Raw genomic sequence first — 18,099 nt, 5'->3', positions numbered from 1 at the left:
TGTTTCGTCTCTTTATAGTGGTCGATCTTGTCGCTAAGCATTTGGTTATAAATGAAGCGGGCACAACCAAAACAGTTCGCAAAATAGTTTTTTTGCTGGTCGGTTGGGTATAATCTGTACTTGTAGGCTTTCAGCATATTCCTCACCTCACTTCGCCTTGATTATCGATATATTTCTTGATGACTTCAATTGGAGCACCGCCTGTTGTCATGAGACAGAAGCTTCTCGACCAGAACGTTTCTTTCCATAATTTCCGCTTCACTTCTGGGAAGTTCTTTTTTATGAGTCGAGAGCTGGCACTTTTGTAGGCATTGATGAATTTTGATAATTCTGTATTAGGCTGGGCTTTGAACAGGATATGAATGTGGTCTTTGTCAACGTCCCACTCAATGAGGGTGATGTTGTATGTTGTGCTAATTCTTAGAAACATATCTTTTGCATAATCCGAAACAGAGGGGCTGATGACTTTTCTTCGGTATTTCACAACTAAAACAAGATGGTAGTACATTAAGAAGACTGAATGATTATTGTTGTCCAATTCCACTGTCATCACTTCCTTTTTGTTGATTACTACTGATTATAGTATACTCCATAGAGGACAGATTAACCACCTCAAGCTATAGCTTGACCGACATTCATCTCCCACTTTCACTGGTGCTTCGCCCCCCACGCGTTTAGAAGTGGGAGACTTCTTTCGGAATTAGGTTAAAAAAGATGCCCATGACTGACAATTAAATCACTCATGAACATCTCTTCAATTGATTTAACTTTTACTATTAGAAAACTACAAATCCCAGCAAAGCTATGGTTACAGGCAGTCCAACCATAAATGTGATATCTACGGGCTTAACCGTCATCTTCAGCTGCATCACGCGGTCTTCACTGAAGCCTTTGGACTCCATGGCCAGAGACAGGCGCTCAGACCAGCGGATCATACGGACCATCATCGTGAACAAGGGCTTTGAATCAAAAGGTTTGACCGGGATATTTCTGACTTGCAGTGCCAGTTTTGAATTGTCGTATTCTCTTCTGATCAGTGAAGTCAGATTGACTGCTGTAAAGATGGCATAGCCCATTTTCATCGGCATCCGTGCCTGCTGGATAAAGCTGGCAATCAGTTCTTTAGAATCCGTAGTCAGGCTGTAGCTGATGCCCAGCATCGCAAAGGCTAGTACACGCGACCCGAGGTTCAGGCCGTTGATCAGATCTCTCCCACTAGGAATAATCAGATCAGTCTGACTTGAGCTAAACAAGGCCTGTTCGGAGCTGAATATCCAGCCGGTAAAGAAATAGCTGATGGAGACGAACAGGATCGGCACCATGATTTTCAGCAGGCGTTCAGGTGCAGCCCGTTTAGAGGTTGTAACGAAAATCAGTCCTAATAAGGTGATGGCCAGGTTGACTTCCCACTGAAAGGTTAGCCCAAGAATCAGGGACCCTAGAAGGATGCCCACGGTCTTGGCAGTTGGATTGATAGAGTCGATCATAAAACCTGTTTCACCTTCTTTTCTCTGATTTCATAAATCGTATCAGCATAAGCATCAACAAGCTGTCGGTCGTGACTGGTGAACAGGCAGGTCATCCCCGCTTCACAGAGTTCACTTAGTTTGTCCATGATTTTTCTGGCATTGGCTGCATCCTGGCCGTATGTCGGTTCATCAACGAGCAGGAGCTGCTGCTGACCGACTGTCATGCAGACCACGGCTAGACGTCTTTGCTGGCCCTGGCTGAGGACCCAAGGGGATTCATCTGCCTTGTTGTCAAAGTGATGATGTTCAAGCAGCGCTTTTGCCTGATCGGCTGCTTTATCTTCTTCTATATCGTCCCATGCGGTCAAGCTGAGAATCATTTCATCCATCACCTTGGTTTTAACAAATTGAAGCGACGGATCCTGAAAGACCAGTCCGATTCTGGAATAGAGGTCCGCTGACTTCATGTCACGGATCGACTTGCCTTGGATCCGGATGTCTCCTGAATATGGCGACACATTTAATATCGAACGGAATAAGGAAGACTTTCCGATTCCGCTTGGCCCGACTAAAGCAGTCAGTGCGCCTTTTTTCAGTTCAAAAGAAGCCTCTTCGATCAGTGTATTAACATGAGTGACTTTTCTGAAAAAGGACTGCCGGACAGTCTGCTCGTGATAGACGGAGACCTTATCCAGTTCGAGTACTGTTTCATCAGCGTTCGGTCTTTGACGGGAAATCATTGCAGGATCGATAACGACTCCGGCTTCGATCAGCTTGTCCCGCTTGAGGTCTAACGGCAGATGTGTCAGATCGATCAGCTGTCGGGTTGTATCCATCAGAAGCCAGCGGCCTACCCAGTTCCATCTATCGACATGGTGATCGATGATGATCACTGCTTTGCCTTGTTCGGACAGGACTTTGATGTAGCTGACGTAATCTTCTATTGTCTGCTCATCCATATTGGCAAACGGTTCATCCATAATATAAAGCGGCAAATCCGACAAATTTGCACAGACAAAAGCCGCTTTCTGAAGCTCCCCTCCGGACAGATCGTCAAATGACCGGTCCAGAAGATGAGTCAGGTTGAAATGATTGGCTTTCTGTTCAATAATGTCATCAATACGCTCTGAAGGAGTCCGTGTATTCTCAAGACAGAAGCCCATTTCTTCTCTCAACGTCTTCATGCTGAAGGAGAGACGCGCATTCTGGAAAATGGTCCCGACTTTTTCTGAACGGTCGACGACAGACTGCAGCTGCACGTCTTCGCCGTCTATTCTGATGTGCGACACAGTCTGCTTCCCGCCATATTCCGGAAAGTAGCCATTGATCAGATTGGCTAGTGTACTTTTACCGCTCCCACTTCTGCCGCAGAGCAGAACGATTTCTCCTTTATCGATAGTTAAACTGGCAGATTCGATCAGCGGCTGTCCATTCAAGGTAAAGGTCAGATTTTTTATAGATAAAGCTGGATCAGTCAATGGCCTCACTGGCTTTCAAATTGTGATTCAAGATGCCGGCATCATCCAGCTTGTCACAGATCACCTTGGAGACATAGCCTGTAAAGAAGAGCGCACTCAAGAGTCTGATGACAAAAATCGCCAGGACGATACGCCAGTCCATTGCCAGATAATTGCTTCTGAATCCTGTCCATATGAATGACAGAATCGTCGCGGACAGAGCCGACAGCATGGTCACTTTATACGAATAGTTTTTGTATTTTGTCAGAGCGAAAGGAATCTCGACTCCTACCCCTTGAATGAAGGCAGAAATCAGGACCATGACGCCGAACATGTTGCCTAAAAGAACTTCGATCAGTGCCGCGATGACTTCAGTTACGATTCCAACGATAGGTTTTCTGATCAGATAGGTGGTAATGATCGCTGCCATATACCAGATTCCGTAAAACGGTTCGTATCCAAGCACACCGAGTCCAAGAGGGGTTAAAACCGTCGTAAGAGCCGCTCCGGCATAGACAGCCAGTAAAAAGACGATTCCAAACACAACAGCGATTAGGGACATTAGTAAATAATCACGCAAAGTTAATGGTTTTCTGTTCATTAGATTTCTCCCTCCGGTACGTTACAGTGCAAGGTGAATTGACTGATGTAATGACTGACTTCACTGCCGACTGTGTGCGACACATATTCCAGATAGTCGAAGACATCCTGTGCGCTTCCGCCAAGATTCGTTCCGTAATGTCCAGAACCTGTGACCACACCTCTGTCGATCCCTTCGTTGACGACTTTAGCAATGGTAGCCATATAGTTGTCAGATCCCATTGGGTAAAGGGCAAACTTCCCGATCACAGGAAAATCAATTGCTTCTGTTTCGGCCTGATTGACTTTTGGATCGTCAAGTTCCAGTGTGTAGTCACTGTCCGTGTCTCCGGGACACCCTTTTGAGATGGTCGATTCGAGAGTCATATGAACCCCTTCCTTGTAGGCATACAAAAAGGCAGCCTTCAGTGCATCGAATACCGCTTCTTCTTTCCCGCGGTAAACTGTTGAAATATGATCGGTCTCCGCCCAGACTTTCGATAGATCGACCTGCTTGATCGCACCTAGAATGATCGATTTGAAATCGTCACTCATCGGCGATAAATTGAAACGTGCGCCTGTAATTTCCAAAGTGGAACCAGGCTTTCCGACTGAACAATTTCCGTAGTTGACATAGTTTTTCTGCATGAAAAAAACTCCTCCTAACGAAAAAAATCCATAGGAAAGAGCCATAATATATAAGATACTTCCTACGCAGCCATTACGCTGATCAGGTTACTGGTCTGATATACATCACTCTCAGCCTTCTAAAAAAGACTCCCAGGATCTTCCGTATTTAATTTTTGTTGTGCCACAGTGACTATACCAATTTGCCGGACAGAATACAATACCTTTTTAACGGCTTTCATCTGTTTTCTGAAAATCCCCTGCCTAACTGAGGCTTTTAAGCATGATCCAGTCCGTCTGCTAGTCGTCCCCCATGAAAAAGGAGTGAGCTCCGACTTTCTTGAATCCTTTGGCTTTATAGAATGCTTTCGCAGGTTCGTTATGTTCCCAGACACCCAGCCAGATGCTCGTGCAGCCCAGTTCTTCAGCTTTCTCGACTGCCTTGTTCAAAAGAGTCGTCCCCAACCCTCTGCGCTTGAATCCAGTACGGATATAGATCCGTTCGATTTCCAGTCCATCAGGATCGATGTCTTCCGTTCTCGCTTCTCCTGCATTCAGTTTCAGATAACCGGCCAGTTCATCATCTGCATATAGAAAGTAAAATCTGGACCCTTCTGTGGTAAGCTCCTGACTCAGCTTCTCTTTTGTACAGGCTTTGGACAGGTAATCGGCCATGTCTTCTTCTGTGTTGTCTTTTTCGAACGTATCTGTAAAGGTTTCGATACTGATAGCCTGAAGGGTATCCAGATCCTCTATTCCGACTGTTTTAAAATACGTGTCCATTCGGTTCTCCCCTTTTCCCCAAATTGTCTGTGTCTATTTTCTAAGCGCCGTAAAGTGTCTGGTCGACTGATCGACCGCATCTCTGACCCGGTACAGTCTGGCTTCTGCATTACCGATTTTTCCAATTGTAACATGACCATTCTTCTCGAGCTCGTTTCCAATGGCACTAAACTGGTCTTCATCCAGCTCGATGTCGTCATATGTCCGCCAGACTCTGATACCATTTTCCAGGAGGGCTGTCCCTTCAGTTTTGAGAGTCGGATTCGGTGCACGGTATTCGCCTAAGTGCATGGCCGTTGAGGTAGCATACTCTGTTCCGACTGCCAGAATCAGTGCATTCTCGTCATAAAGTGTTTTGATCGGCGAGCCTTCACCCAGTCCAAAGTTCAGACTGTGACCTGATGTCAGCTGATCAGCTTTCTTTCCCCAGGCCGTAAAAGAAACTGCCGGATGACTGCTTCTTTTGACATTCGGATAGGTCCGGAACAGATTGGCCACTACACCCATATACGGGCAAGGTGTCTTTTCGGGATCAAAGGCCGGCATCGTTTCGCGAATGGTGTCCCACCAGCTTTCAGGGACTGGCGGATACTGCCATTTTGACGGCTCGCTCCAGTCACCCGTCTGAGACGGCATGACCACTGTCCCTTCTCTTTCGTCGATTACCGTCATCAACGCATCAACGAAGGCCTGGGCTCCCCCATTTACCCAGCCGACTTTTGACAATGACGTGTGAACAAGGACCACCGCATCTTTCTTCAGCCCTAACTTTATTATGTCTTCCGCTAGTGACTGCACGGTGTTTGGCCGTGCCGTATTTTTGATCAGTTCTTCTCCCATAGGGACCACTTCCTTCATCTGCTCATATTATGTATGAAAAAACGCCCGAACACATCGACCGGTCCAGGCGCATGATTCTTATTCAGTTTAATCTTCTGACGGTACGATTTCAATGGTTTCTGATGCTGTCTAACGCTTTACATATACTGTCTAGATAAACTTAACTTATATATTGTCACCCATGTTTCATTAAAGTATGTACCTTACGTTCAGTGAAAACGCTAATAAACGGTCTTGACATCTCTGTCTCGTATGTGGTTCAATAATAACGAACGCTCAGATTGTTACTGTTAAATCAGGCTATACTGAATGCATTCAACTATGTATTAGTCGACTGATTCGTCTCGAAGGAGAGGCGCCCATTATGAAGATAAAGAAAATTATTAACAACAACATTGTTCAGTCAATGGACGAAAACGCACATGAAGTACTGATCATGGGTAAAGGCATCGGCTTCAAGAAGTCTCCCGGTGATCAGATCAATTCTGAAGCGGTCGAGAAAGTGTATGCGATTACACCCGACCTGCCGACGAACAAACTGACCCAGCTGCTTTCAAAAGTAAAACTGGAACATCTGCAGGTGGCTAACGAAATTATTAGTTACGCCCGCGTGTCCCTGGGTAAGAAATTAAGTGAGAACATTTACCTTACGCTGACTGATCACATCGATTATGCTATCGAACGGCATCAGTCGGATCTTCCAATCAAGAATGCCCTGCTCTGGGAGATCAAGCGTTTCTACAATCACGAATATCTGATTGGGAAAGAAGCCTTGGCCATCATTGAGAAAAAACTGGGTATCCGTCTACCGGAAGATGAAGCCGGCTTTATCGCGCTTCATATTGTAAACGCTGAACTCGATATGTCCAAAGTCAGTCAGGTCACGGAAATGACGCATATCATCCAGCGGATCATCAACATCATCAAGTACCATTACAAAATGGATCTGGATGAGTATTCTCTGAATTACGAACGCTTCATCACTCATCTGAAGTTCTTCGTTCACCGCCTCTTCAGTGGGGTCGAACTTGAAGAAGACAAGGATGCCGGCTTTCTATTCATGCTGAAAGACCGTTACAAGGAAGAATACGAATGTGCTCTGAAAGTCAGGGAGTATATCATCAAAGAGTTCGGACGCGATCTGAAAGAGGATGAGATGATTTATCTCACGATTCACATCAGACGCATCACCAATTAAATACAAGAGGATTGTCACTATTCAATTAGGCTATACCTGAATTTATTCTTTATCCACATTGTGGAGGAGGGTTTATTTAGGTATTTTTTATTGCTCAAATTATATTATTGGAGGAAAGCTATTATGGATTACAAGAAATTAGCCAGCACCATTCTTGGTGAAGTCGGCGGAGAAAAGAATATCAAAGCGCTCGGTCACTGTGCGACCCGTCTGCGTTTCAACTTGAAAGACGACAAGAAACCGAATACCGATACGTTGAAAAATACACCCGGCATCATGGGTGTCGTGTCAAAAGGTGGGCAGTATCAGGTCATTATTGGAAGTGATGTCGGCAGCGTCTACCGTGAAATCACACATCAGGCTCCTGGACTGGACGATGAAGGAGAAGAAACTGGAGAAGATGACCGCTCAGCAGTCGCAAAAGTCATCGATACGATCACAGGGATCTTCACTCCTATCCTGCCAGCCATTACTGCTGCCGGTATGCTTCAAGCCGTCTTATCAGTCCTTGTCGTATTCAATTTAGTCAGCAATGAAAGTCAGACGTATCAAGTGGTTCAGTTCATGGCCGATTCAGCCTTTTATTTCTTACCTATTCTACTGGCCATGTCATCTGCTCAGAAATTCAAGACCAATGCCTATCTCGCAGCTATGATCGGTGGGATTCTGCTCCACCCCAACTTTATTGCCATGGTTGAAAATGCGGAAGCAACTGGTGGAATCAGTCTTTTTGGACTCCCAGTATCTCCGATCACTTATTCGTCATCCGTTATCCCGATCATCCTGTCAGTCTGGTTCATGTCCTACGTTGAACCGATTGCCGACCGGGTGTCGCCAAAAGCAATCAAGTTCTTCAGTAAACCATTAATTACAATTGCCGTAGTCGGTACTGTAGCTATCGTTGTGATTGGTCCATTAGGCCACTTTGTCAGTGACATTATTTCATCCGGCATTCAAGGTCTGGAAAATATTGCGCCATGGCTGGTTCCAACTATTCTGGGTGCATTTACACCTCTGATGGTCGCAACAGGTACACACTATGGAATCGTTCCGATCGGTATCAACAACCGTATGGTCAACGGATACGACACAGTTATTTACCCAGGTATGCTTGCATCCAATGTTGGACAAGGTGCCGCTGCTTTAGCCGTCGGATTCAAGTCAAAAGACTCAACAATCAAACAGCTTGCTTCTTCAGCTGGTCTGACTGGTCTGTTCGGTATCACTGAACCTGCTTTATACGGGGTAAACTTGCGCTACAAGACTCCTCTATATGCAGCTATGCTAGGTGGCGGAGTCGGTGGACTTTATATGGGTATCACACGTGTCCGTAACTTTGCAGGAGGCTCTCCAGGTCTTCTCACTCTACCAAGTTACATTGGTGATAACACTTTGCAGTTCTTCATTAACGCAGCTATAGGTGCCGCTATCTCTATCGCTATTGCTTTCACTGTCTCATATATTCTATTTAAAGACCCTCAATCTTCGGAAGATGAACTGGCAAAAGATGGTGAAGCAGTTACTGATCCGAAAGCAAGCGAGCTAGGATCGGCAGTAACAGAAAAAACAACTGAAACAATCGTTTCTCCGATGAAAGGCGAAGCCGTTGACTTGGTCGAAGTTAATGACGGCATGTTCTCCGAGGAGATCCTTGGAAAGGGACTGGCTATACGCCCCGACGAAGGACTCGTCAAGGCACCAGTAGATGGAACAGTCACAGCCGTATTCGATTCAAAACACGCCATCGGCATCACAACAGACTCCGGTATGGAACTGCTGATTCACGTGGGTATCGATACTGTTCAATTAAACGGTGAAGGCTACGAGTATGTTGTCGAAAAAGGTCAACGCGTTGCTGTTGGTGATGATCTGATCACATTCGACTTGAATTTCATTATTGAGCAGGGATTTGACACGACCACACCGATTGTCATCACTAATTCGGTTGATTATCAGGATATTTTGAACCTTACAAATCTAGATGTCGACTTTGGTGACAAAATCATTCGAGCTATGCCTTAACAAACATTGACAGGCAAAAGCGAACCGCTTCCTTGGTGGGAGAAGCGGTCCGCTTTTTTCAGTTATCTGAATCAGGTTGCATCGATGAGTTTAAAGGCACGCCTGACTGCCCGTTCCAGTAGCTCAGGTCCTTTGTCCATTGCTTCTTTCAAAGTCATCGGCGCATCCACGATTGGCAGGACAGCCTGGATATGTTCTTCCGGAACATCTGCCAGACCTTCTTCGATTTTTCCCGCAAACAAAATCACAGGAACCTCAGCATCCCGGCACATACGGCTGATGCCGACGGGGACTTTCCCTTGAAGAGACTGGGTATCAAACTTCCCCTCTCCAGTGATCACAAGGTTCGCATTCTTTAATAGTGCTTTGAAGCCACCTCTTTCTGCCAGCAGCGCCAGTCCGCTCTGGAAGGTACAGCCAAAAAAGGATAATGCCGCAAAGCCAATACCGCCGGCTGCTCCCGCCCCTTCCACTTCAGTCATATCACTCTGCGTGCACTCTCCAACTAACCGAGCATATTCAGCCATTGCTTCGTCATAGTCTGGCAGCTCATCTTTGAACAGCCCCTTCTGTTCCCCGAATACATAGACTGCTCCATTCTGTCCCAGCAATGGATTGGAAACATCTGAGGCCAGCTCCCATTTGACAGAAGTCACTCGTTCATCCAGTTCGGATGCATCGATGGCTTCAACTGCTTTCAAATTAACGGGTAATACCGGAAGAGTCTTATCTTCTGCATCTTTGAAGGTGACACCTAGCGCCTGAAGCATACCTATTCCTCCATCAGTCGTCGCACTGCCGCCCAAACCAAGGATAATCGTTTCCGCGCCGTAATCCAGTGCTTGAATAATCTGTTCTCCCACACCGTAACTGGTATGATTTTCAGGATGAAAAGTTTCAGGATCTGCCTGGATGATTCCGGCTCCTTCTGCCACTTCGATGACCGCTGTCTTATTTTCTTCGATCCATCCCCATCGACCCTCATAAGGCTGACCGTTGACGCCGGTCATAGGTTGGGTAATTACTTTTCCATTTTCCGCTTTAACAAAGGCCTCGACTGTACCTTCTCCGCCATCAGCGATTGGAAAGCTTACGACTTCATGATGTGGCAGTGCATCGATCACCGCTTGGTTTGCCTGCTCGCTAGTCATTGATCCCTTGAAGGAATCGATTGCCGCAATGATTTTCATCTGATCGTCCTCCTTGTAGTAAATATTGAGATGTTGACTGATCATTACTTGATCAGTCTTCCCTATTTAAGGTTTTTGATTGGGTAATCTGCTTTATTTTGGTGGTAAATGGGCGTAGGAGCTGAACTCAGTTGAGTTTTCTGTTTGAGCTACCCCGCTATTGTGATTGCACCTGAACTCAGGTGCATTTTCTGTTTGAGTTACCCCACTATCGTGATTGCACCTGAACTCAGTTGAGTTTTCTGTTTGAGTTACCCTGCTATCGTGATTGTCCCCGTACTCAGGTGGGTTTTACGTTTGAGTTACGGCGCCTGATCCTCAAACACACGCCTATATCTTCTATACTTACTTATTTTACCAAAAAAATAGAAAACTTTTACTTTTTCATCGAGTAATATCCTTACTCACTATACAAATACCTCCATTATGTAAAATCGCTCAGGCGATTTTTTTCATTCTTATCTTTCAGCACATTCTTGACAACATATCCCCTTATCTGACAAGGAAATCGTTAAAACAGGATTTAAATTTGTCTTTATTTTATGTATACTATATAGGGGTTTTTGTGCCCTTTTTCTATTTTTTACCAAATACGATTTACAGGAGAGATTATTTTGCAAAGAACAGTTGGGACAGTTGTCCGCGGGCTACGCAGTCCGATCATCAATGAAGGCGACAATATGGAATCGATTGTTGTAGATACGGTACTTAACTCTGCTAAGGCAGAAGGCTATGAAATCACGGATCAGGATATTGTAACGATTACTGAATCGATCGTAGCCCGTGCTCAGGGAAACTATGCTACTTTGGATCACATCGCAACAGACGTCGGAAGAAAATTTGATGGCGAACCGGTCGGAGTTGTTTTCCCGATCCTCAGTCGTAACCGTTTCTCAAACATTTTAAGAGGTATCGCCCGAGGAACTGGCAAAGTTGTTCTTCTGCTGAGTTATCCTTCTGATGAAGTGGGTAATCACCTGGTCTCGCTGGATGAATTAGACGACCACGGCATCAATCCATGGTCAGATGTATTGAGTGAATCAGAATTCCGTCATTACTTCGGATACAAAGCTCATCCATTTACTGGCGTCGACTATATCGATTACTATAAATCACTGGTAGAAAATGAAGGCGCAGAATGTGAAGTCATTTTTTCTAATGATGCGAAGACTATTGTTAACTATACTAAAAATGTACTGGCCTGCGACATCCACAGCCGTTTCCGCACGAAGCGTCTAGTCAAAGCTGAAGGTGCTGAAAAAGTATTCGGTCTGGATGATATCCTGTCTGAATCATTGGACGGCAGCGGCTATAATTCTGAATACGGTCTATTAGGTTCTAATAAGGCAACTGAGGAAACCGTCAAACTTTTCCCTAATAATGGTCAGCCTCTAGTGGAAGCGATCCAGGCACGCCTGAAAGAAGAAACCGGGAAGACAGTTGAAGTCATGATTTATGGCGACGGCGCGTTTAAAGACCCAGTCGGGCAAATTTGGGAACTTGCAGATCCTGTGGTATCTCCTGCTTATACGAGCGGTCTGGACGGTACTCCTAACGAAGTGAAACTGAAATACCTTGCGGACAACAACTTTGCTCATTTAAGAGGAAACGAACTGAAAGCAGCTATTTCAGAACACATCGTGAATAAAGGTGCGGATCTTGTTGGACAGATGGAAGCTCAGGGAACGACCCCTCGTCGCTTAACTGACCTGATCGGTTCACTGTCTGACCTGACTTCAGGAAGCGGAGATAAAGGAACACCAATTATCTTTATCCAAGGATATTTCGACAATTACACACACTAAACTGTTGCATTCTAACTGAATAGAGAATATTAAAAGAGACTGACTGACGCCGATACATTTGCGTCAGTCAGTCTCTTCTTTTATTATTCTACTTCTTCCAGTTCGTCTTCCGTCATCCACATATGATTCGTAACTCTTTCGCCATCAATTGTAGAATCAAAATCAACTGCATAGACAGTTCCATGAATCGCATCTTCAACAAAAGCAGTTGCTCCATGCATGCCTTCCATATGATCAGCTTCTAAAACGACTTCATCTCCCGCTTCAGCAACTTCGGCTCCTTCTTCCAAGTCTTCATGAATGACCCACTTGTGGTCCAGAACTCTTTCTCCGCCATCTGTAGGGGTATAGCTCACTTCATAAATCACTGTATCAAAGGCTCCAGAAATGGTTGCTTCTGCCCCTTCCATACCGGGCATGTGGTCAGCAGTGATAATGACGTTGCTTCCAACAGGGTATGTCGGATTCTCTGCTTCCTCTAGTCCTTCCGGTATTTCTCCATCATGATCCATATCCATCATTTCCTCATGGCCTGCTTCTTCTTCGACACTTTCCATTTCTGTCTGCGTGTCAGTTTCTGTTTCCTGTTCTTCCGTATCAGTACAAGCCGCAAGAATAAACGTCGTGCTTAATCCTAAAAATAGTAATTTTTTCAATTTAAACCCTTCTTTTCCATAATTTTAATCGTTTTTAATGGGGAGAGTGACAGTGAAAGTCGTTCCCACATTTTCTTCACTTTCCACTTCAACGGTTCCTTTATGAGCTTCTACAAGGCTTTTCACGACAGCAAGGCCAATGCCCTGGCCCTGAAGTTCACTGTTCCGTGAAGCTTCCACTTGATAAAACCGCTCAAAAACGTACGCTGCTTTATCTTGAGGAATCCCCTGGCCATTATCCTTAATTTTGATGATGACCTTGTCTTTAACCCGTCTCGCCCAGAAAATAATTTCTCCGCCTTCAGGGGTAAATTTCAAGGCATTCGACAGAAGATTAGAAAATACCTGATCCAGCTTGTTCCGATCGGCAGTAATAGTTGCCGGCTCTGCTTTCAGAATCAGAGAAATACCTTTCTCATCTGCCTGATGTTCAAACGCCATGATTACTGAAGAAAGAAGGGCTTTGATATCCACGTCTTCCCATTCAATTTTTGAATGACTTGCCTCTGCATCTTCAAGCTGGTCAATCATCTGGACGAGATGAGCTAACCGCTTCACCTGTCTATCAAGACTGGTTAAGCGCTCAGGTGTGACTTCCCAGACCCCATCAATCATTGCTTCAATATTGCCTTGAAGAGTAGTCAATGGTGTTCTTACCTCATGGGCTAAATCTGAGACAATCTGATTCCGTATCAGTTTCTGTTCAGCCAACTGTGCAGCTAAGGTATTCACACTTTCCTGAAGATGATAAAGTTCACTTATTTTTTCATTTACTTTGACGGCACCCAGATTTTCTCCTCGAGCAATTTTCTGGGTCATTTTGCTCGTATCGGCAATTGGCTTGCTTAAGCGTTTAGAAATCAGGTAAGCTACTATCCCCGCTATGACTACAGATAATATTCCCATCAGAAAAATCAGTAAGGTTAAATCCTGCAGAAACTCTTCTTCTTCTGCTGTATAATCCTGTAAGCCTGGATACGTAATAACTGCCGTGCCTATATTCGCACCGTCTGAAAACAACCCTATTTCTTCTTCAAGCCAGTTTTCATCGGGTATTAATTCTGTTGTCCGCATCCTCTGCATATGCTGCCTCATTGGAGAAGTCTGACTGATAATCTCATTTCCTTCAGCATCCTCTACACTTACCAGTATATGTGAATGCATCGCATTCTGAATCGTCGCAGAAAGAACTTCTTCATCCCATACTCCTTCTTCAATATATGCTGTTTCGATTGTTTCTACCACGGATTCTCTTTCCGCTATGAAACGCTGACTTAAATAATCATCAAACTGGTCTCCGGTAATTTGAAAAGTGAGAAAACTGAATAGAGCAATGACACTTATACTCCCGCCTAGTATATAGACGAATAGATGGCTAAACAGTGTTTTTTTCATGTGTCACCCCAAACCGATAGCCGGCACCATGAACAGTCTCAATATAGAGCGGCTTTCTTGGGTTTTTTTCAATTTTGGCTCTTAAATTTTTGATATGAGAGTCTATAACTCTGTCCAAGGCGTTTGCTTCAAGACCTTTAACCTTTTCCAAAAGCTGCTCTCTTGAAAACACATGCTTGGGATTGCTAGCCATGATTAGCAACAGGTCAAATTCTGTATGAGTTAATACAATTTTGCTTCCGTAGGCGTTTACTTCCATCCTGTCCGGATAGATAATGAGGTTACCTTTATTAAAGACCCATTTCTCCTGTTTAATTTCATCATCTCTAGAAACTCGTCGATTGACGGTTGCGATTCTAGCCAGCAGTTCTTTTGGACTAAACGGCTTCTTGATATAGTCATCGGCCCCTAATTGTAGTCCTTTCAACACGTCCTTTTCATTCGATCGTGCGGTGAGCAGGATAATCGGCACGGATGATGTCTGGCGAATGTCTTCACAAATTTCCCATCCTGATACGTCAGGCAGCATGATATCAAGCACAATAAAATCTACAGAATTATCATTAAATAATTGAAGTGCCTGTTTTCCGTTTGTTGCCAGGTATACCGTATGCCCCTGCGCAGTCAAGTAAGCGTGTATTATATCAAGAATGGACTGTTCATCATCGACAACTAATATATTCATTTCTCTTAAACTCCTTTACATACAGTGACTATCGGTTTAAATTTTTATGGATTAATACTACCATAAACCGAAAGCATAGACTTCACACATTGTCACTGCAAGCAACGTTAACTGAATGACCGGATAAATTCAAAAAGCCGATGACCGAAATCATGCGGCTTTTCGGAAGGATAATTACTTTTGTTGCGTGTTAATCCCTTTAGTGCATGCTTCCCATTCCTTCAAAATTATTGCTTCGAGAAGAGCCCCCAGTGCCATGCATTTCTTTATAATGCTCTCTCAGTTCTCTGTTGTTAAGCTCAGGGTGACTTTCACGTATATGAGACTTCATCTGACCAAAGTTAATCACAGAGCCATCCATTTCCATATGCATGGATTCACTATTTCCCATATGATTCATATAAATACTTTCTTCCTGATTGATTGTGTCTTGATCAGGCTGTTGACTATCGTCAAACCGTGTTAATCCTAGCCCACCCGTCAATGCCACTAAACCAGTTAAAACGCCATTAATTAAATTCATTTCGCTCCAGCTCCTATTCAGTCTATTGAAACACTATAGTATGTTTCTAACTAAATACTACCGTTTGATTATGGATTAATTATGGATTTTTTCTCGGACTTAATTTTAATTTCCTGACAATAGTGTGGAACAATTCTTCATTCTCTTCTATCGTTAAGCCTGCTTTGTCAATGTTTTCAAGAGTTTTACGGTTAATATTCGCTCCCCAAATGGATACCGGAACAGGATTAGCTATGTCCATTAGTTTTCCTAGCAGTTCATTTTCACTTCTCATATGTTCAAGCATAATAATTTTCCCATCTGGCTTGCAGACTCTTTTAAGCTCTTTCAACCCTTTTACCGGATCAGGTACCGAACAGAACACACAGGTGGATACAACGTAATCGAAGGAGTCATCCGGAAAGTCCAGTTGCTGTATGTCCATTTCTTTGAGGGTGACTGGAAAAGGCAGGTCAAGCGATTTAACTTTCTCAACCGCTTTTTCCAGCATCTTTGGACTGAAATCGACTCCTGTCAGCTGGATACCTTCCGGGTAAAATGACAGATTTTTTCCTGTACCTATTCCCACTTCAAGAACAGTCCCTTTAACATCTTTGAGAAGATTCTTCCGCCATTTATCTTTCATCATCCGATCCATCGAATCATATAAAAAAGATACTCTATTGTAACGCTTTTTTATCGTTTTATTAGTGTTCTCTGTCATTCCTTACCCTCCTAAGCAATATTAATTCTTGCTTTCCAAATTTTATTATAAATAATCATTCAATTCATTAAGGCTAAGGCTGAAAAAGTAAACTCTGTTATGTCAAGAACTCCCTTGTTTGCTGATGTACTATCGGCTGTATATAAAATGTATTCCATAATAAAAGACAACCGATATTATGAACCCAGTGACTACTAGGCCATATACTAACGAACTACTCAAACTGAACTCTTCGTTAATGGAACCTGAAGTTCCGTAGCTTCTATTGTTCATAAATATAAGTACAATTATTCCTAGAGCTACAATCACCAAACTGAGGACATGTGCAATACTCAAGGGTCCTAAACCTTGGGGGTTCGTTCTAAAGAATTCGACAATAAAGCGGTTAATAGCAAACCCTATAATATATATGAAGAATAATTCTCCATCAAATTTCGCTGTTTTTCTTTTTCTCCATATAAACAGGAACAAGATAAAGTTCAATGCAACCTCATAGAGCTGAGCCGGGTGAAGTAGTTCGCCATTCACCATAACGCCCCATGGCCAGTTTCGGCTCATTGGTACACCAAACACGTCGCAGCCGACTCGTCCAATGGCCTGACCTAAAATAACTCCTGGTACAATCGCATCTGCTGTTTTCCAGACCGGTAGATTTTTCCTTCTCATAATTATGAATGCAGCTGCGCCCCCAGCTAGTATTGCTCCTTGGATAGAGAGTCCTCCCTGAGAAAATCTGAAGATCTCAGAAGGGTTGTTCAAGTAATAATCAAAATTAAAAAAAAGTATGTAGCCAAGTCGGGCACCGATTATGCCAAATAAGACAGTAAAAATCCCTAAATCCATCAGCTTATCTTTATCCAGCAGTTTGCGTTCGCCTTCTTTTTGAATCAGTAATAAGCCAATAATCATACCGATTGCGCTAGTTACACTCAACAGGTGAATACTAAAATGTCCTATACTAAATAGTTCTACCATTTTTTTAACTCCTTTATTTTATTTTTTGTGTTATAGACCTATATAAGGTCCTGGATCAACATTTGTATCGTTTTTCAGTATTTGAAAATCGAGATGAACACCTGTTGATGTGCCTGTAGTTCCCATAAACTGGATATCTTCTCTAACAACAAGCAGACGTAACTCTACCATGAGCTGGTCAAATCCATTCGTTTTTCATTTAATCAATAAAATAAAAAAAGATGAATATAAAAAGAGTGAAGTTTTGTCTAGTTATATTCATCTTTTAACCAGTTACTGTTTAAATATCTAATTTGAATTAGAAAAGTTAAAGCGGTTCATGAATTCTCTGTTATTTCGATTTTCCGCTTGTTCGTAGTCAGCATCATCCTGATTCCAGTTCATCATGCCTCTTCTGGAATTAAAGGAACCATGCATCTCTTCCATCCATTCGAACATGGCTTCAAAAGACTCATTGTCAAATCCTCGTATATGGTTTCTCATATTCCCGAAAAATAATTCGGACTCTTCCACCTGATCTCTTTAAGTTTCGGATAGATCCTCTTCTCGGACATTCCACATTTGTTTGTGTCGTTCTTCCATTTTTTCAATAAATTCCTCTTCATCCAGTTCATCACGTTCGTTTCTTTCTTCAAAAGCCCGAGAGTCGCTTCTTTCACTGTTTACTGTATATCTTCTTTTTGCAGAGTGCATGTGACTTCTCATCATTTGAGTATGGGTTTCCCCATTCCAAAAAGCTGACTGTTCTTCTGATTCTTCTGCAGACACAGAGTCAAACTGACCATAGGCAAGAGTCGATCCCGCTAATCCTCCAATAACTATAGAATTGATTAGTAATTTTTTCATGTCTTTTATCCTCCTACTTTTTTGTATTTTTAGTCACTAGTGTTGCATTAAAAATTTAACTGTTTCATGATATAAAAAAGTCCTTTATAATGGGGTTGGATGACTTATCCAAGACCAAAACAAAGGACTACAACATGGATAAGTATAAAACAAAAATGACCATAAATAAATGGTTTTCCTACATTTCTTTAGAAACATTAAGTGAATCGTCTCGACAGACTATCAGTCAGTTTAATCGCTATTCAAAAAAGTTAACATTTAAGAAAGTTCTGAAACTCTTTCTCTATGCGATTAATGATGAAACCGATAGCCTACGGCATTTGGATCAACAGTTGGTCAACCCAAA

General features: G+C 43.2%; 21 protein-coding genes, 1 pseudogene and 1 riboswitch. Of the genes and pseudogenes, 4 read left to right on the top strand and 18 right to left on the bottom strand.

All coding sequences use genetic code 11. From position 1 onward, the window contains the following. From BLR76_RS08475 to BLR76_RS08440, 8 genes are all read right to left on the bottom strand, one after another. Window positions 1–137, bottom strand: a 137-nt coding sequence (locus BLR76_RS08475) for a helix-turn-helix domain-containing protein (RefSeq protein ID WP_176759662.1), incomplete at its 3' end; no start/stop codon positions are given. A gap of 5 nt (window positions 138–142) precedes the next feature. Further along, complete coding sequence (tnpA, locus tag BLR76_RS08470) at window positions 143–544, bottom strand: IS200/IS605 family transposase (protein WP_091267998.1); 402 nt, start codon at window positions 542–544, stop codon at window positions 143–145. A 232-nt stretch (window positions 545–776) separates the two neighbouring features. Continuing rightward, the gene (locus BLR76_RS08465) at window positions 777–1,487 is read right to left on the bottom strand and encodes an energy-coupling factor transporter transmembrane component T family protein (RefSeq protein WP_091267995.1); all 711 of its coding nucleotides are present in this window, start codon (window positions 1,485–1,487) and stop codon (window positions 777–779) included. Continuing rightward, the gene (locus BLR76_RS08460; protein ID WP_176759661.1) at window positions 1,484–2,947 is read right to left on the bottom strand and encodes an ABC transporter ATP-binding protein; all 1,464 of its coding nucleotides are present in this window, start codon (window positions 2,945–2,947) and stop codon (window positions 1,484–1,486) included. Before BLR76_RS08460 ends, BLR76_RS08465 begins: the two co-directional genes overlap by 4 nt. Continuing rightward, window positions 2,940–3,527 (bottom strand): ECF transporter S component, encoded by a 588-nt coding sequence (locus tag BLR76_RS08455; protein WP_091267989.1) that lies wholly within the window; start codon window positions 3,525–3,527, stop codon window positions 2,940–2,942. The genes BLR76_RS08460 and BLR76_RS08455 overlap by 8 nt, the downstream gene beginning before the upstream one ends. Continuing rightward, a complete protein-coding gene (locus BLR76_RS08450) occupies window positions 3,527–4,153 on the bottom strand; it encodes a YkoF family thiamine/hydroxymethylpyrimidine-binding protein (protein ID WP_091267985.1) in 627 nt (208 codons plus the stop codon). Before BLR76_RS08450 ends, BLR76_RS08455 begins: the two co-directional genes overlap by 1 nt. Window positions 4,154–4,194: 41 nt before the next feature. Next, a riboswitch (TPP riboswitch) is annotated at window positions 4,195–4,299 on the bottom strand. 133 nt (window positions 4,300–4,432) lie between these two features. Then, window positions 4,433–4,915, bottom strand: a complete 483-nt coding sequence (locus tag BLR76_RS08445) for a GNAT family N-acetyltransferase (RefSeq protein WP_091267982.1) — start codon at window positions 4,913–4,915, stop codon at window positions 4,433–4,435. A 33-nt stretch (window positions 4,916–4,948) separates the two neighbouring features. Then, entirely contained in the window at window positions 4,949–5,755 is an 807-nt protein-coding gene (locus tag BLR76_RS08440) for an AAC(3) family N-acetyltransferase (protein ID WP_091267978.1), read from the bottom strand. A 364-nt stretch (window positions 5,756–6,119) separates the two neighbouring features. On the opposite strand from BLR76_RS08440, the gene licT reads away from it, so the two are divergent. Together licT and BLR76_RS08430 are read left to right on the top strand one after the other, a co-directional pair. After that, window positions 6,120–6,953, top strand: a complete 834-nt coding sequence (gene licT, locus BLR76_RS08435; protein WP_091267976.1) for a BglG family transcription antiterminator LicT — start codon at window positions 6,120–6,122, stop codon at window positions 6,951–6,953. 123 nt (window positions 6,954–7,076) lie between these two features. Further along, entirely contained in the window at window positions 7,077–8,975 is a 1,899-nt protein-coding gene (locus BLR76_RS08430; protein WP_091267973.1) for a beta-glucoside-specific PTS transporter subunit IIABC, read from the top strand. A 71-nt stretch (window positions 8,976–9,046) separates the two neighbouring features. Here BLR76_RS08430 and BLR76_RS08425 read toward each other — a convergent pair whose 3' ends face one another. Next, the gene (locus tag BLR76_RS08425; RefSeq protein ID WP_176759660.1) at window positions 9,047–10,165 is read right to left on the bottom strand and encodes a glycerate kinase family protein; all 1,119 of its coding nucleotides are present in this window, start codon (window positions 10,163–10,165) and stop codon (window positions 9,047–9,049) included. 614 nt (window positions 10,166–10,779) lie between these two features. On the opposite strand from BLR76_RS08425, the gene BLR76_RS08420 reads away from it, so the two are divergent. After that, complete coding sequence (locus BLR76_RS08420; protein ID WP_091267969.1) at window positions 10,780–11,970, top strand: coenzyme F420-0:L-glutamate ligase; 1,191 nt, start codon at window positions 10,780–10,782, stop codon at window positions 11,968–11,970. An 83-nt stretch (window positions 11,971–12,053) separates the two neighbouring features. On the opposite strand, the gene BLR76_RS08415 is transcribed toward BLR76_RS08420, so the two are convergent. From BLR76_RS08415 to BLR76_RS08380, 9 genes are all read right to left on the bottom strand, one after another. Next, complete coding sequence (locus BLR76_RS08415) at window positions 12,054–12,626, bottom strand: YdhK family protein (RefSeq protein WP_091267967.1); 573 nt, start codon at window positions 12,624–12,626, stop codon at window positions 12,054–12,056. Between the two features lie 24 nt (window positions 12,627–12,650). Continuing rightward, window positions 12,651–14,021 (bottom strand): sensor histidine kinase, encoded by a 1,371-nt coding sequence (locus BLR76_RS08410; RefSeq protein WP_091267965.1) that lies wholly within the window; start codon window positions 14,019–14,021, stop codon window positions 12,651–12,653. Beyond that, window positions 14,002–14,706 (bottom strand): response regulator transcription factor, encoded by a 705-nt coding sequence (locus tag BLR76_RS08405; protein ID WP_091267962.1) that lies wholly within the window; start codon window positions 14,704–14,706, stop codon window positions 14,002–14,004. The genes BLR76_RS08410 and BLR76_RS08405 overlap by 20 nt, the downstream gene beginning before the upstream one ends. Before the next feature lie 199 nt (window positions 14,707–14,905). Further along, window positions 14,906–15,229 (bottom strand): hypothetical protein, encoded by a 324-nt coding sequence (locus BLR76_RS08400; protein WP_091267960.1) that lies wholly within the window; start codon window positions 15,227–15,229, stop codon window positions 14,906–14,908. 79 nt (window positions 15,230–15,308) lie between these two features. Continuing rightward, window positions 15,309–15,932, bottom strand: a complete 624-nt coding sequence (locus BLR76_RS08395; protein WP_091267957.1) for a class I SAM-dependent methyltransferase — start codon at window positions 15,930–15,932, stop codon at window positions 15,309–15,311. Window positions 15,933–16,061: 129 nt separating this feature from the next. Beyond that, complete coding sequence (gene lgt / locus BLR76_RS08390) at window positions 16,062–16,907, bottom strand: prolipoprotein diacylglyceryl transferase (RefSeq protein WP_091267954.1); 846 nt, start codon at window positions 16,905–16,907, stop codon at window positions 16,062–16,064. 30 nt (window positions 16,908–16,937) lie between these two features. Beyond that, complete coding sequence (locus BLR76_RS11830; protein WP_176759659.1) at window positions 16,938–17,078, bottom strand: hypothetical protein; 141 nt, start codon at window positions 17,076–17,078, stop codon at window positions 16,938–16,940. A 117-nt stretch (window positions 17,079–17,195) separates the two neighbouring features. Continuing rightward, window positions 17,196–17,390, bottom strand: a complete 195-nt coding sequence (locus BLR76_RS08385; protein WP_143009219.1) for a hypothetical protein — start codon at window positions 17,388–17,390, stop codon at window positions 17,196–17,198. 39 nt (window positions 17,391–17,429) lie between these two features. After that, a complete protein-coding gene (locus BLR76_RS08380; protein WP_091267951.1) occupies window positions 17,430–17,753 on the bottom strand; it encodes a hypothetical protein in 324 nt (107 codons plus the stop codon). 134 nt (window positions 17,754–17,887) lie between these two features. On the opposite strand from BLR76_RS08380, the pseudogene BLR76_RS12040 reads away from it, so the two are divergent. Next, a pseudogene (locus tag BLR76_RS12040) lies at window positions 17,888–18,099 on the top strand (IS4 family transposase); the annotation flags it as partial.

The organism is Alkalibacterium thalassium (assembly GCF_900101165.1).
In the GTDB taxonomy this organism is placed as follows: domain Bacteria; phylum Bacillota; class Bacilli; order Lactobacillales; family Carnobacteriaceae_A; genus Alkalibacterium; species Alkalibacterium indicireducens.
The sequence above is the reverse complement of the archived record's forward strand: the minus strand, read 5'-3'. Positions and strand labels throughout refer to the sequence as shown.

Excerpts from the sequence above, each read along its gene's own strand:
- BLR76_RS08380 (WP_091267951.1), bottom strand. The coding sequence starts at position 17,753 with ATGAAAAAATTACTAATCAATTCTATAGTTATTGGAGGATTAGCGGGA.
- lgt (WP_091267954.1), bottom strand. The coding sequence starts at position 16,907 with ATGGTAGAACTATTTAGTATAGGACATTTTAGTATTCACCTGTTGAGT.
- BLR76_RS08430 (WP_091267973.1), top strand. The coding sequence starts at position 7,077 with ATGGATTACAAGAAATTAGCCAGCACCATTCTTGGTGAAGTCGGCGGA.
- BLR76_RS08465 (WP_091267995.1), bottom strand. The coding sequence starts at position 1,487 with ATGATCGACTCTATCAATCCAACTGCCAAGACCGTGGGCATCCTTCTA.
- BLR76_RS08450 (WP_091267985.1), bottom strand. The coding sequence starts at position 4,153 with ATGCAGAAAAACTATGTCAACTACGGAAATTGTTCAGTCGGAAAGCCT.
- BLR76_RS08440 (WP_091267978.1), bottom strand. The coding sequence starts at position 5,755 with ATGGGAGAAGAACTGATCAAAAATACGGCACGGCCAAACACCGTGCAG.
- licT (WP_091267976.1), top strand. The coding sequence starts at position 6,120 with ATGAAGATAAAGAAAATTATTAACAACAACATTGTTCAGTCAATGGAC.
- BLR76_RS08445 (WP_091267982.1), bottom strand. The coding sequence starts at position 4,915 with ATGGACACGTATTTTAAAACAGTCGGAATAGAGGATCTGGATACCCTT.
- BLR76_RS08455 (WP_091267989.1), bottom strand. The coding sequence starts at position 3,527 with ATGAACAGAAAACCATTAACTTTGCGTGATTATTTACTAATGTCCCTA.
- BLR76_RS11830 (WP_176759659.1), bottom strand. The coding sequence starts at position 17,078 with ATGGTAGAGTTACGTCTGCTTGTTGTTAGAGAAGATATCCAGTTTATG.
- BLR76_RS08425 (WP_176759660.1), bottom strand. The coding sequence starts at position 10,165 with ATGAAAATCATTGCGGCAATCGATTCCTTCAAGGGATCAATGACTAGC.
- BLR76_RS08395 (WP_091267957.1), bottom strand. The coding sequence starts at position 15,932 with ATGACAGAGAACACTAATAAAACGATAAAAAAGCGTTACAATAGAGTA.
- BLR76_RS08410 (WP_091267965.1), bottom strand. The coding sequence starts at position 14,021 with ATGAAAAAAACACTGTTTAGCCATCTATTCGTCTATATACTAGGCGGG.
- BLR76_RS08405 (WP_091267962.1), bottom strand. The coding sequence starts at position 14,706 with ATGAATATATTAGTTGTCGATGATGAACAGTCCATTCTTGATATAATA.
- BLR76_RS08400 (WP_091267960.1), bottom strand. The coding sequence starts at position 15,229 with ATGAATTTAATTAATGGCGTTTTAACTGGTTTAGTGGCATTGACGGGT.
- BLR76_RS08385 (WP_143009219.1), bottom strand. The coding sequence starts at position 17,390 with ATGAGAAACCATATACGAGGATTTGACAATGAGTCTTTTGAAGCCATG.